The organism is Deinococcus aquaticus, assembly GCF_028622095.1.
In the GTDB taxonomy this organism is placed as follows: Bacteria; Deinococcota; Deinococci; order Deinococcales; family Deinococcaceae; genus Deinococcus; species Deinococcus aquaticus.
Map to the genome: position 1 here is coordinate 2,599,523 of NZ_CP115165.1, position 13,038 is coordinate 2,612,560.

Annotated in this window: 10 protein-coding genes; 6 read left to right on the forward strand and 4 right to left on the reverse strand. The window is 69.8% G+C overall.

Translation table 11 applies throughout. The features are described from left to right. Positions 1-2: 2 nt before the first annotated feature. Entirely contained in the window at positions 3-1,100 is a 1,098-nt protein-coding gene (locus tag M8445_RS12640) for an NADH:flavin oxidoreductase/NADH oxidase (protein WP_273988148.1), read from the forward strand. A gap of 167 nt (positions 1,101-1,267) precedes the next feature. Here M8445_RS12640 and M8445_RS12645 read toward each other — a convergent pair whose 3' ends face one another. Beyond that, positions 1,268-1,927 (reverse strand): ABC transporter ATP-binding protein, encoded by a 660-nt coding sequence (locus M8445_RS12645; RefSeq protein ID WP_273990911.1) that lies wholly within the window; start codon positions 1,925-1,927, stop codon positions 1,268-1,270. Positions 1,928-2,190: 263 nt separating this feature from the next. Here M8445_RS12645 and M8445_RS12650 point away from each other — a divergent pair, with 263 nt between their 5' ends. Together M8445_RS12650 and M8445_RS12655 are read left to right on the forward strand one after the other, a co-directional pair. Further along, positions 2,191-2,814, forward strand: a complete 624-nt coding sequence (locus M8445_RS12650) for a Crp/Fnr family transcriptional regulator (RefSeq protein WP_273988150.1) — start codon at positions 2,191-2,193, stop codon at positions 2,812-2,814. 120 nt (positions 2,815-2,934) lie between these two features. Further along, positions 2,935-3,687 (forward strand): fumarylacetoacetate hydrolase family protein, encoded by a 753-nt coding sequence (locus M8445_RS12655; RefSeq protein WP_273988151.1) that lies wholly within the window; start codon positions 2,935-2,937, stop codon positions 3,685-3,687. Between the two features lie 145 nt (positions 3,688-3,832). Here the strand turns inward: M8445_RS12655 and M8445_RS12660 are convergent, their stop codons facing one another. Next, the gene (locus tag M8445_RS12660) at positions 3,833-5,626 is read right to left on the reverse strand and encodes a putative bifunctional diguanylate cyclase/phosphodiesterase (RefSeq protein WP_273988152.1); all 1,794 of its coding nucleotides are present in this window, start codon (positions 5,624-5,626) and stop codon (positions 3,833-3,835) included. 271 nt (positions 5,627-5,897) lie between these two features. Then, positions 5,898-7,034 (reverse strand): acyl-CoA dehydrogenase family protein, encoded by a 1,137-nt coding sequence (locus M8445_RS12665; protein ID WP_273990912.1) that lies wholly within the window; start codon positions 7,032-7,034, stop codon positions 5,898-5,900. A gap of 303 nt (positions 7,035-7,337) precedes the next feature. Here M8445_RS12665 and M8445_RS12670 point away from each other — a divergent pair, with 303 nt between their 5' ends. After that, positions 7,338-8,930, forward strand: a complete 1,593-nt coding sequence (locus M8445_RS12670; RefSeq protein ID WP_273988153.1) for an LGFP repeat-containing protein — start codon at positions 7,338-7,340, stop codon at positions 8,928-8,930. A gap of 66 nt (positions 8,931-8,996) precedes the next feature. Here the strand turns inward: M8445_RS12670 and M8445_RS12675 are convergent, their stop codons facing one another. Continuing rightward, positions 8,997-10,430 (reverse strand): glycoside hydrolase family 3 N-terminal domain-containing protein, encoded by a 1,434-nt coding sequence (locus M8445_RS12675; protein ID WP_273990913.1) that lies wholly within the window; start codon positions 10,428-10,430, stop codon positions 8,997-8,999. Between the two features lie 206 nt (positions 10,431-10,636). On the opposite strand from M8445_RS12675, the gene M8445_RS12680 reads away from it, so the two are divergent. Next, on the forward strand, positions 10,637-11,344 hold the full coding sequence (locus M8445_RS12680; RefSeq protein ID WP_273988154.1) for an N-acetylmannosamine-6-phosphate 2-epimerase: 708 nt from the start codon (positions 10,637-10,639) through the stop codon (positions 11,342-11,344). 362 nt (positions 11,345-11,706) lie between these two features. Further along, a complete protein-coding gene (locus M8445_RS12685) occupies positions 11,707-12,936 on the forward strand; it encodes an ABC transporter substrate-binding protein (protein ID WP_273988155.1) in 1,230 nt (409 codons plus the stop codon). Positions 12,937-13,038: the final 102 nt, after the last annotated feature.

Sequence of the window (13,038 nt, forward strand, 5' to 3'; positions counted from 1 at the left end):
GTATGACTCCCGGCGATTCAGATCAGACCCCCATCCTGTTCCAACCCCTCGCCCTGCGCGACATGAAGCTCCGCAACCGCGTGGTCGTGTCTCCCATGTGCATGTACTCCGCCGACGGCGGCCTCGCCAACGACTTCCACATGGTGCACCTGGGGCAGTACGCGCTGGGCGGCGCGGGCCTGATCATCACCGAGGCGGCCGCCGTGAGCCCCGAGGGCCGCATCAGCCCCGAGGACCTGGGCCTGTGGGAGGACCGGCACATCACGCCGCTGGGCCGCATCACGGACTTCGTGCACGAGCACGGCGGGCAGATCGGCATTCAACTGGCGCACGCCGGGCGCAAGGCCAGCACCTACGCCCCCTGGCGCGGACGCGGCGCGGTTCCCGAGGAACGCGGTGGCTGGCAGGTCATCGGCCCCGCAGACGAGCCGTTCAGTGACACCTTCCCCACGCCCCGCGTCATGACCGGGGACGACATTCAGCGCGTGACGGACGCCTTCGCGCAGGCTGCCCGCCGCGCCGAGATCGCCGGATTCGACACGGTCGAGATTCACGCCGCGCACGGCTACCTGCTGCACCAGTTCCTGTCGCCCCTGGCGAACACCCGCACCGACGGGTACGGCGGCAGCTTCGAGAACCGCACCCGCCTGCTGCTGGAAGTCACGCGCGCCGTGCGCCGCGTGTGGCCCATGCACAAGCCCCTGCTGGTCCGCCTGAGCGCCACCGACTGGGCCGACGGCGGCTGGGATGAAAGTCAGACCGTCGTCCTGTGCGGCCTGCTGGCTAACGAGGGCGTGGACGCCGTGGACATCAGCAGCGGCGGCCTGACCGTCGCGCAGCAGATCACCGTGCAGCCCGCCTATCAGGTGCCGTTCGCCGCGCAGGTCCGGGCCGCCGTGCCGCACCTGAAAGTCATCACGGTCGGCATGATCGACACCCCCGAACGCGCCGAGGAAGTCCTGCGCAACGGCGACGCGGACCTGATCGCCCTGGCCCGCCCGCTGCTGGGCGACCCCCACTGGACCGAAGCGGCCGCCCAGAGCCTCGGCGTCGAGCGCGACCTGATCCCCCAGTACGCCCGGGGCACCCGCACCACCTGAGCGTCTGATACGGACTCCGATTGAATGGTTTGCAAAAACCATTCAATCCGAGCGGACGCGAGTAGGAGCAAAGAGGATTCCGGGCGTGGAGTTGGCAACCCGGTGCCCTGCTGGGTTGTTAACGAAACAGACGGAATCCGTATGACTTCCGCCCCCCACATTCCCGCCTACAGGAACGCCGGGACGGAGTCCGTGAACTGCCCGTCCAGCAGGTGCAGCGTGCGGTCCGCGAAGGTGGCGAGGCGGTCGTCGTGCGTGACGAGCAGCACGCCCGAGCGTTCCTGCCGGGCGAGACTGACGAGTAGTTCGGCCACGGCGTGCGCGTTGTTGCGGTCGAGGCTGCCCGTGGGTTCGTCCGCCAGGACCACGGCGGGCCGGGTAGCCAGGGCGCGGGCCACGGCCACCCGCTGGCGCTCGCCGCCGCTCAGGACGCCGGGCAGGCTGTTCTCGCGGCCGCCCAGGCCCACGCGGGCCAGCAGGTCGCGGGCGCGGGCCTCGTCGCGCGTGCCGGCCAGCCTGGACGGGATCAGTACGTTCTCCAGCACGGTCAGGTCTTCCAGCAGGTAGTGATGCTGGAAGACCAGTCCGACCCGTCCGGCGCGGCGCGTGGCACGCACCTGCGTGTCCAGGCTGTCGATGCGCTCGCCGGCCCACCAGACCTCGCCGCTCTGCGGGACGTCCAGGCCGCCCAGCAGGTGCAGCAGCGTGCTCTTGCCGCTGCCGGACGGGCCGGTCACGGCGACCACCTCGCCCGGCATGACCCGCAGCGACACGCCCTGCAGGGCCGTCAGGCTGCCGTACGTCTGGCGCAGATCGCGGGCTTCCAGGGCGGGCGCGGCAGGCCGGGCGGGTTCGTGCGTCGGTGCCTGAGCTGTGGGGGAGTGGGCTGTGGGTGGGTGGGTCGTCACGCGCGCATGCTAGAGCACGCGCCGCTGCCTGGTGCGCAGTGCGGGCGGGCGGCTGGCATTGTTCCCGCAGACTGTATTTCAGTAGTTTGTCAAGCTAGGATGAGCGGCATATGGCCCGGATGGACGATCTCAGACACTCTCCGCTTTTTCACGACGTCCCCACAGAGGCCCTGCAGGAGGCGATGCAGGTCATCACCGAACGCCGCTACTACCCTGGTCAGGTCATCCTTGAACAGGACGCCGAGGGCGAGGCCCTGCACCTGATCACCGGCGGGGTCGTGCGCGTCTCCCGCATCAGCCTGGGCAGCCGCGAACGCGTTCTGGGCGACGTGTACGCCCCCGGCGTGATCGGCGAGACCGCCGTGCTGGGCGGCGGTGAACGCAGCGCCACCGTGCGCGCCCAGACGGACGTCACGACCCTGATGCTGTACCGCTCTCACTTCAAGCAGATTCTCAAGCGGCACCCGCAGGTCCTGTGGAACCTCAGCAGCATGCTGGTGCAGCGCGTGACGTTCCTGAACGACGAACTGATCGCCTTCGGCCTGAACACCGAGTCCGCCCTCAGTCACGTGTTCACCAGCCTGTACCGGCAGCGCGTGCAGGCGGGCGTGCCCGACCCGCAGGTACTGCCGCTGTCCACGCAGGACATCATGGCCCGCATCTCCAGCAGCCGCGAGACCGTGTCGCGCGTCATGCGCAAACTCGATACGGCCGGCCTGCTGACGTACACCAGCGCGCAGGTGACCCTGATCGACCCGGACGGCCTGGAGAACATCGCCCTGGACGACAGCGACAGCGTCGACTGACCGCCGCACAGATAGGGGCCGGTGCGCACAGGGCGTTGCACACCGGCCCCTATCTGTTCCTGGCCTCCTTCCACCTGCTTTACGCTGCCTGCGTCACGCCGACTGCTCTATGCTGCGCGCATGAAACTGGCACGCATGATGTACGGCAATCAGGCCCGCTGGGGCGAACTGGACGGCGACACGCTGCACCTCACGGGCGGCATGGGCGGCCCCCGCACGGGCGAGCAGGTCCCGCTGGACCGCGCGGCGCTCCTGGCCCCGGCGGAACCCAGCAAGATCGTCTGCGTGGGCCGCAATTACCTGGATCACATCCGCGAACTGGGCAACGACAGCGGCGATCTGCCCAAAGAGCCCGGGATCTTCCTGAAAGGCCCGAACGCCCTGGCGGAACCCGGTGGGACCGTGCAGCGCCCCGACTGGACGCAGAACTTTCACTTCGAGGGCGAGCTGGCCCTGGTGATCGGCACGCAGGCCCGCCACCTGACCCCGGACAGCGCGCTGTCGCACGTGGCCGGGTACACCTGCGGGCTGGACCTGACCGCCCGCGACCTTCAGAAGACGGACCTGCAGTGGTTCCGCGCGAAGGCCGCCGACCGCTTCTGCCCGCTGGGACCGTGGCTGGAAACTGAGCTCGATCCCCGTGACCTGCGCGTGCAGACCCGCGTGAACGGCGAGACCCGCCAGGACGGCCGCACCAGCCAGATGATCTTCCCGGTCATGGACATCCTGGTGTACCTGACCCGTTTCGTGACCCTGGAACCCGGCGACGTGGTCCTGACCGGCACGCCCGAGGGCGTCGGCCCGCTGAACTCCGGCGACGTGGTCGAGGTCGAGGTGCAGGGCGTCGGCGTGCTGAGCACCCCCATCGGCTGAGCACCCCCGGGTTCATACGGACTGCCGTCTGTTTCGTTCACAACCCGGGACGGCAGCGGGTTGCCAACTCCACGTCCGACAGTCCGCTTTACTCGCATCCGCCCGGACGGAACGGTCTCTGCAAACCATTACATAGGAGTCCGTATCAGTCCAGCGCGGGCAGCGGGGCCGGGCGGCCGAACAGGTACCCCTGCAGGAACGTGCAGCGCACCTCGCGCAGCAGCGCCGCCTGCAGGGGCGTCTCGACACCCTCGGCGACGGTCAGGACCTCCATCGCCCCGGCCAGGGTCACGATCGCGCGGATGACTTCCAGGGCGCGCGTTCCGGCCGGACCTTCACGCCCCAGGTCGCGCGTGAACGAGCGGTCGATCTTCAGGATCTGCACGGGCAGGCTCGACATGGCCCCCAGGCTGCTGTACCCGGTCCCGAAGTCATCCAGCGCCAGCCGCACGCCCAGGCTCCGCAGGTCGTGCAGCACGGCTCCGGCCCGCCCGGCGTCCAGGAGGCTGCTCTCGGTGATTTCCAGGACCAGCAGGTCCGGGTTCACGCCGGTTTCCTCCAGCACGGCGCGCACCTGATCCACGTACCCGGGCTGATCGAACTCGCGGGCGCTGACGTTCACGCTGACCCGCCCGATCCGGCGGGTGTGGGCGTCCAGCGCAGCCTGCCGCAGCACGAACGCCCCGATCTTCAGGATCTGCCCGGTCGCCTCGGCCAGCGGAATGAACTCGGCCGGGCTGACCATCCCGCCGGGCCGGTTCCAGCGGACCAGCGCCTCGTGCCCGATCAGGCGGTGATCGCTGGCCGTCACGACCGGCTGGTAATGCACCTGCAACTCGCCGCGTTCGACGGCGTGGTGCAGCGCCGCCGTCTTCTCGATGTCGTGCGGATTGCGGCGGTCGTGCGCGTCGTTGAAGTACGCGTAATTGTGCCCGGCGTGCTTGGCACGGTTCATGGCGGCGTCCGCCTGACTCAGCAGCCGTTCCGGGTCCACGCTGTCTTCCGGGTAGATGCTCAGGCCGGCGCTCCAGCTCATCCAGAGTTCCTGGCCGGCCACCATGAACGGCCGGCTCAGGGCGTCCTCGATGCGGCTCAGCACCACGTCGGTGTCCTGCGCCGCGCGCACGTCGTTCAGCACGACCGTGAATTCGTCACTGCCCATGCGGGCCACGAGATCCCCGGTCGACACGCAGCCCTGTAGCCGCTGCGCCACCTGTTGCAGCAGGGTGTCCCCGGCGGCGTGCCCCAGCGAATCGTTGACCAGCTTGAAGCCGTTCAGGTCCAGCAGGGCCAGCGTGACCCGGTTGCCGCTGTGTCCGGCGCGGCGCATGGCGTGCGTCAGGTGCTGCCGGAAGTGCGTGCGGTTGGGCAGCCCGGTCAGCGGGTCGTTCAGCGCCAGCCGGTCCAGTTCCCGCACCGTGCGGCGCAGCGCAACCTCGTCCATGACCAGCGCCGCGAACTCCTGCAGGGCCACCACGTCGCTGTCGCTGAGGCAACCGGGCTGGTGATCGATCAGGCACAGCGTCCCGAGCTTGAGGCCGTCCGGCGTGACCAGCGGCGCGCCCGCGTAGAACCGCACGTTCATCGCGCCCGTCACCGTCTCGAAGTGCCGCACGCGCGGGTCCTGGGCGGCGTCGGGAATGACCAGCACCCCGGACTGCTCGATGGCCAGCGAGCAGATCGAGTGATTATCGCGCGGCGTCTCGCTCACGTCGCAGCCGACCCGCGCCTTGAACCACTGCCGGTCCCGGTCCACCAGCGAGATCAGCACGGTGGGCATCCGGAAGTGCCGCGCGACCAGCCGCACGATCCGGTCGAACTGCGCCTCCGGGACCGAGTCCAGCAAACCCGTCTCGTACAGGGCGCGCAGGCGTCCGTCCTCGTCTCCCATGAGATCGAAGCGGGGCTGACCTGATTCGGAAGGGCGTGCCGACAACATGCTGCGCAGCGTACCGGGCGGGACGTCACACAACTCTGATTCAGCGCCGGTCTAAAGGTGGCCAGCGGCGCCTGGACAGCACAAACCCCGCCTGGGCAATCGCCGGGGCGGGGTCTGGCTCCTGCGCAGGAGCGTATTCGGATTCCGTCTGTTTCGGTGCCCACCCGGCCAGAGCGCCGCATGAGCAACTCCACGCCCGGAACCCTCTCTGCTCCTGCTCGCGTCCGCTCGGATGGAATGGTTTGCAAAAACCGTTCCATCGGAGTCCGTATTACTTGAGCAGGTTACGGCTGATGATGACCCGCTGGATCTCGTTGGTGCCCTCGTAGATCATGTTCAGTTTCACGTCGCGCAGCAGTTTCTCGACCGGGTACTCGCCGACGTAGCCGTACCCGCCGTGCACCTGAATGCCCTCGTTCGCGGCGTTGAAGGCCATCTCGCTGCAGTACGCCTTGGCGATGGCGCTCTCGAAGCCGTGGGGTTGCCCGGCGTCGACCAGCCACGCGGCCTTCTGGTACATCAGGCGGCCCGTCTCGATGCCGATAGCCATCTCGGCCAGTTTGAACTGAATGGCCTGCAACTCCGCGATGGGTTTGCCGAACGCGGTGCGGTCCTTGGCGTACTTGATGCTTTCTTCCATGGCGCGCCGGGCAATGCCGACCGAGCCGGCCGCGACGGGAATGCGGGTCTTGTCGAGCGTTTTCATGGCGATCTTGAAGCCGTCGCCCAGGCCGCCCAGCTGGTTGGCTTTCGGCACGCGCACATCCTCGAACACCAGTTCGCTGGTCAGGCTGGCGCGCTGGCCCATCTTGTGCTTGATCTTGTTGTAGCTGAAGCCCGGGGCGTCCTTGGGCACGACAAGCGCGATGGTGGCGCGGTGCCCGCCCTGACGGTCGGTGGTGGCGAACACGACCGTGAACTCGGCCAGGCCGCCGTTGCTGATCCACATCTTGGTGCCGTTCAGGACCCACTCGTCGCCGTCGAGGACGGCGGTGGTGTGCATGCTGGCGGCGTCCGAGCCGTTGTTCGGTTCGCTCAGGGCGAAGGCGGCCAGTCCGGCCTTCTCGGTCAGGGGCGTCAGGAAGCGTTTCTGCTGCTCCTCGGTACCGCCGATCAGGACGGGCGCGATGCCCAGTTCGCTGGCCATCAGGACGGTGTAGATGCCCATGCAGCCGTACGCGAGTTCCTCGCCGATCAGGCACTCGTCGAACATGCCCAGGCCCAGGCCGCCGGCGTGCTCGGGGACGCTGGGGTTGAGCAGTCCGACCTCGAAGGCCTTCTCGACGACCTGCCAGGGCAGTTCTTCCTTCTGGTCGTACTCGGAGGCGATGGGCGTGATTTCCTTGCGGGTGAAGTCACGGGCGAGTTGCTGAAGCTGGCGTTGTTCGTCGTTCAGGGTGAAGTCCATGGTGTTCCTCCAGGGGGGCCGTGCGGCGCGGCCCGTGCGGGCGCTGGCCGCGCCGGGCGGCGTGTTCACAGCGTGAACAGGGTAGGGTTTGTACTCAGTCCAATCTAGCAGTCCGGGCGGGCGCGCGCATCCCCCCTGGCCCCCAACTCCGGACGTTCCCCGCCCACCCCCGGTCCCTGCCCGCAGCCGATCACGGAGCGATCACGCCCCGCCGCGTACAAAGGAGACCGGCCCCGCAGCAGTGGGCCCCGCTCCGGGCCCCGGGCGCCCGCCACCCCACCCGCACGCCGCAGGAGGCCCGCCATGCACCGCGACAGGCAACGCCGCAGACCAGCCGCCGCCCACGGCACCCCCGGCCGTGACGGCGGCGACCGCCACGACACCACCCAACACGGCGCCACCCAGAACAAGGTCACGCACACCACCCGCCTCACGGTCACCGACGACGAGACCTTCGGCCCGCACGGACCTGCCCGTGTCACCCGCAGCGGCAGCCTGATCCTCGACGCGGCGCACCCCACCCACACCGACCTGACCACCGGCAAGTGCGGCGGTGACGCCCACCTGCAACTGCGCGTCACGTACGCCCGGACGCCCGGCGGGACCGTTACCGTCCACGCGGACGCCCGGCTGTTCGAGGGTGACCCGGCCCACGGCCCCACCGCTCACGACCCAGCCGCTCACGACCGCGTGCCTGCCGGGCAGGTCCGGTTTCACGGCCGCGTTCCCAGCGGGCAGACCCGCACTCTCGCGGCCCGTATCCGCGCAGCCGACGCGAAGGGTCAGTCCGGGATCGGTCAGCTCGGGATCAGTCAGCTCGGGATCGGGGACGCCCGCGTCCGCGTGACCGTCAGCAACCTGCGCCTGGACGACACCGACCCCCACGGCACCCTTGAAGCGAAGGCCCGGTCGCTCGGCGCGGCCCTCACCGGCCCTCCCACCGGCCCGTGCGAGGCGGTGCGGGGCGGCCACCGACGCCGCTACGAACGCTGCGACCTCTACTTCTCGCCCGCCACCGGCGCGCACGCCGTTCACGGTGAAATCCGCCGCAAGTACGACGCGCGCGGCGGTCCCGACAGCGACCTCGCGCTGCCCGTCACCGACGAGACCACCAGCCCGGACGGTCAGGGACGCTTCACTCACTTTCAGGGGAACGCCAGCGTGTACTGGCACCCTCACACCGGCCCCATGATCATCTGCGGGGACCTGCGCGCCCACTGGGCGGCCAGCGGCTGGGAACTCGGCGCGTACGGGTACCCCACCAGTGACCCCCTGACCAGCGGCCCCGGCGAGTGCTTCAGCGACCTGCAGGGCGGCGTGCTGTACGTGGCAGACCACGCCCCGCGCGAGCCCGCCACAGCCCACCTGAGTGCCCGTGACCTCCTGAACGCCTTCAGCCGCGCCCTGCACCGGCACGTCGGCGGGGACCCCCGCCTCTCCGTGGCGGCCGTCACGTGCGCGGGCGTCAGCGGCACCGCGCCCGACTTCACCCGCAGCGGCAACCGCACTCTCACCTTCCGCGTCACGGGCCGCCCGGACAGCGGCCACTGGTTCATTCCCGAACCGGCCTTCGAACTGACCATCCCCGTTCAGGTGGCCGCCACCCCGCCGCCCGACTCGCGCCGCGCCGTCACCCTGATTGCCCGGCAGGCCGGCCTGATCGGCATTCACGCCGCCCCAGGCCAGGATGCCGGGGCCACCGCGCACGCCCTGCTCGGTCACCTGACCGCCCTGTTCCGCGCGCCCATCCGCCTGGGCGTCATCCCCGGTCACGCCGGCCTGCTGAGCGTGAAGGTCACCGCCGGCGGCGGCCTGACCCTGTTCTTCCGGCCCGACGAGCGCGGCTGGGCCGCCGCCGCCCTTGCCCAGCACACCCTGGATCATCTGGACTTCTGAGGCTGAGCGGGCAGCGGCGGCCGTTCCTGTTCCCTGGCAGTTCCAACGGGAGCCCCCCCTGCCAGTTTAGCCCTGAAAGGGGAGGGTGCCGGGCGCGGTGGCCTCGCCGCGCAGCCACGCGACGACGGCCCGGCGGGCCTCCGGACGGAAGCCGTAGCTGAGCAGGGCGGGGGCGTCCACGTCCAGCGCCGCGTAGGGGTTGTACAGCGCGAGGTGCAGGTCCGGGCGGGTGCCCCGGAGTGCCGGGTGCCGGTGGCGGGACGTGGTTGCCAGGATCAGCGGCGTGCTGCCGGCGTGCAGCGCGGCCCAGTCCAGTTCGGCCGGGTCGTCGAAGGCGATCAGGTCCACCGTGTACACCTCGCCCAGGTCGGCGGCCAGGGTGGCGGCGTCCACGCTGGCCTCGCTGACGTTCTCACGCGCCACGCGCCGCTGCGCGACCAGGCGCACCGCCGAACCGGGAAGCGGGGCCACCGGAGTGCGGTACGCGGTCAGGGCCTGCGCCCACGCCCGCGCGAACACGGGCGCGTCGGCCTGCGGGTCCAGGGTCGGGTCGGCCTGCGCCGGGTACGTGCGCGCCAGCGCGGCGAGGCGCGCGGCACTCGCCCGCATCTGCGCCGGGTCCAGTCGCCCGTCGGCCAGTGCCTGCGCGGTGGCGTCCAGGGTCGCCTCCTGCGCCTCGCGGCGGCCCAGTGCCATGACCAGATCCGCGCCTGCGGCCAGGGCCAGTACGCCCGCCTCGCCGCGCCCGTAGTGATCGTCGATGGCTTTCATGCCCATGGAGTCCGTGACGATCACGCCGTCGTACCCCCACTCCTGGCGGAGCAGCCCGGTCAGGGCTGCGCGGGACAGCGTGGCGGGCGCGCCTGCGTACAGCGCGGGGAACACCACGTGCGCCGTCATGACCGCCGGGGTCACGGGCAGCAGGTCACGGAACGGCGCGAACTCCAGCCGGTCCAGGTCCTCGCGGGAACGGGTAACGCTGGGCAGCGCGTAATGACTGTCCAGCGCCGTGTCCCCATGCCCCGGGAAGTGCTTCACGCACGCCGCCACGCCCGCCGCATGGTGCCCCGCCAGCGCCGCCCGCCCATGCCGGGTCACGCGCCCGGTGTCGGCCCCGAAAGCCCGGTCGCCGATCACCGGGTTGGCCGGGTTCACGTTCACGTCCAGCACCGGCGCGAAATTCCAGTTGATGCCCACGCGCCGCAGTTGCCGCGCCAGCCCCCCGCTGACCTGCCCTGTCAGGGCCACGTCGTCCGCCGCGCCCAGCGCCATCGCGGACGGCGCAAACGGCCAGAAGTCAGGCCGCACGATCGCGCCGCCCTCGTGATCCAGCGCGATCAGGGCGTCCTCGCCCATCAGGGCGCGCAGGTCCGCGCACAGCCGCGTCAGTTGCGCCTCGTCCACCACGTTCTTCCCGAACAGGCACACGCTGCGGATTCCGTACCGGCGCAGGTGCGCGGCCGTGTCGGCGTCCAGTTCCGGTCCCGGAATGTCCACCATGACCAGCTGCCCGGCCATGAGGGGGGCGGCCGGTTCCAGGGCAGGGGAGGAGGGCTGCTGTGAGGCGGGCTGTTGAGGGCCGGGCCGGGCCGGGTCAGCTTGATTGGTCACGCGCCCAGGGTACGGCAGGCACGCCCCGGTGCGCCGCGCAGGTGGTCAGGACCGGCCCGCCAGCGCAGCCCGCCGATCTGGCTACACTGGCGCGCATGAACAGCCCATCCCGGACCGTGCCCCTGATCACGCTGCCCGAGCGTCTGGCGGCTCTGCGTGGCGCGCTGATCGTCAGCGTGCAGGCCGACGACGGCAGCCCCCTGCGCGAGGTCACGCACATCGTCGCCCTGAGCCGCGCGGCGCTGCTGGGCGGCGCGGCGGCCCTGCGCCTGCGCTCTCCCGGCGACATCCGCGCCGTGCGGGCCGTGACGGACGTGCCGGTCATTGGCCTGACGAAGCAGGCGCAGCCGGACTCGGCCGTGTACATCACCGCCACGCCCGCCGAGGTGACGGCTGTGGCGCAGGCCGGCGCGGACGTGGTCGCCTTCGACGGCACCGACCTGCCCCGCCCGCACCCGGTCACGGAACTGGTCGCGGCGGCCCACGCGGCGGGCGCGCTCGCCATGGCGGACATCAGCACCCTGGACGAGGCCCGCGCGGCGTACGCGGCGGGCGCGGACATCGTGGGCACCACCATGAGCGGGTACACGCCCCACAGCCCGCAGCAGTCGGGGCCGGACTTCGCCCTGATGCGCGCCCTGCACGCCGAAGGCCTGCCGTTCATCGCGGAGGGCCGCCTGAACAGCCCCGAGCTGGCCGCGCAAGCGCTGGCGACCGGCGCGCACGCGGTCGTGGTCGGCAGCGCCATCACCCGCCCGGACCACGTGACCCGCTGGTTCGCGGACGCCCTGCGCGGCCCGTGACGGCCGCCCTGCGCCGCTCCATGATACGGATTCCGTTTGTTCCGCCCTCCACCCGGAAGGGCGCCGGGTTGCCAGCTCCACGTCCGGAACCCGTTTTGCTCCCACTCGCTCTTCTACGAAGCTCTACGAGTCCGCTCGGATTGAACGGTCTTTGCAGCCCATTCAATCGGAGTCCGTATGAGAGCGGCCCGGTCAGGTTCTCAGGCACGGCCGCGCGTAAACCGCTACATTCGGCGCACATCCTTCTCAGATGCATTCTTCTCAGGTGCAGCTCCGCGTGATTTCCGCGTGCCGTCCACTGCCGTTCCCACCCTGCCCACCCGACCCAGCCCCGTTGACCCAGTCCCGTTTCAGGAGTCCATATGAAGAAGTTCCTCGTGACCGCCGCCCTGCTCGCCACCGCTACGGCCAGCGCCCAGAAAACCCAGCTGGAATTCTGGACCATCAGCCTCGCCCCGCTGTTCAACGACGAGATGAACCGTCTGGTCACGCAGTTCGAGAAGGAAAACCCGACCGTGGACCTCAAGTGGGTCGACGTGCCCGCCACCGCCATCGAGCAGAAACTGCTGGCGGCCGTTGCCGCCGGACGCCCCCCGGCCGCCGTGAACCTCAGCAGCGACATGAGCGTCAAACTGGTCCAGCAGGGCGCGCTGGAACCCCTGACCCTGACCGACGCGCAGAGGAAGCTGTACTTCGCCAGCCCCCTGAACACCTTCACCTTCGACGGTAAGGTCATGGGCGTCCCGTGGTACTGGTCCCCGAAAGTCGTGGCGTACAACACCGAGATCTTCCGCAAGGCCGGACTGGACCCCGCCAACCCGCCCCGCACCATCCAGACCCTGATCGCCGCTGCCAAACAGATCAAGGACAGGACCGGCCTGTACGGGTTCATGCCGAACATCAACGGCATCAACATGCTGTACCTGTTCCAGGAAGCCGGGCTGCCCGTGCTGGACAAGAGCGGCAGCCGGGCCGTATTCAACAGCCCCGAGCACGTGCAACTCCTGACCACCTACGTCGACCTGTACAAGAAGGGGTACATTCCCGAGGACACCATGCGCCGGGGCTTCACGGCCGCCACGGAACTGTACTCGGCCGGGAAGCTCGCCATGCTGATCACCGGCCCGCAGTTCATCCTGCGCGTCGAGAACGACAACAAGGACATCTACGGCGTCACCAAGGTCGCGCCGTACCCCATCAACATCGCCGGGAACGTCATCCACACCGGCCTGATGGGCTTCATGGTGCCCAAGGGCGTGCGCGACAGGTCCCTGGCGCAGAAGCTCGCGCTGTTCCTCACGAACGACGTGAACCAGCTTCAGTTCAGCCGCGTCACCAAGACCACCTTCCCGTCCACCGTGAAGGCCAGCACCGACAAGTTCTTCAAGCAGGGCGGCGCGGACGCCGTCAGCCAGGGCCGCCTCGTGGCGTCCACCGAACTGAAGAAAGCCAAGGACCTGACCCTGATCTACCCCGACGCCAGCAAACTGAACAAGGTCTTCAAGGACAACATCGAATCCGCCATGGCCGGGCAGAAAACCCCCAAGCAGGCGCTCGACGACATCGTGAAAGCCTGGAACGCCAGCCTGTAACCGGGGCGCGGGAAACGGGAGGCGGCGCGCGGTCAGGGTGCGCCCGCCTCCCGCTCCTTTCCCGCCCCGGTCGTTCCTGCCGTGTATCGCAAGTGAGGTCCG

Bases quoted from the DNA above. Each gene is read 5' to 3' on its own strand.
- M8445_RS12640 (WP_273988148.1), top strand. From the start codon at position 3: ATGACTCCCGGCGATTCAGATCAGACCCCCATCCTGTTCCAACCCCTC.
- M8445_RS12650 (WP_273988150.1), top strand. From the start codon at position 2,191: ATGCAGGTCATCACCGAACGCCGCTACTACCCTGGTCAGGTCATCCTT.
- M8445_RS12655 (WP_273988151.1), top strand. From the start codon at position 2,935: ATGAAACTGGCACGCATGATGTACGGCAATCAGGCCCGCTGGGGCGAA.
- M8445_RS12660 (WP_273988152.1), bottom strand. From the start codon at position 5,626: ATGTTGTCGGCACGCCCTTCCGAATCAGGTCAGCCCCGCTTCGATCTC.
- M8445_RS12665 (WP_273990912.1), bottom strand. From the start codon at position 7,034: ATGGACTTCACCCTGAACGACGAACAACGCCAGCTTCAGCAACTCGCC.
- M8445_RS12670 (WP_273988153.1), top strand. From the start codon at position 7,338: ATGCACCGCGACAGGCAACGCCGCAGACCAGCCGCCGCCCACGGCACC.
- M8445_RS12675 (WP_273990913.1), bottom strand. From the start codon at position 10,430: ATGGTGGACATTCCGGGACCGGAACTGGACGCCGACACGGCCGCGCAC.
- M8445_RS12680 (WP_273988154.1), top strand. From the start codon at position 10,637: ATGAACAGCCCATCCCGGACCGTGCCCCTGATCACGCTGCCCGAGCGT.
- M8445_RS12685 (WP_273988155.1), top strand. From the start codon at position 11,707: ATGAAGAAGTTCCTCGTGACCGCCGCCCTGCTCGCCACCGCTACGGCC.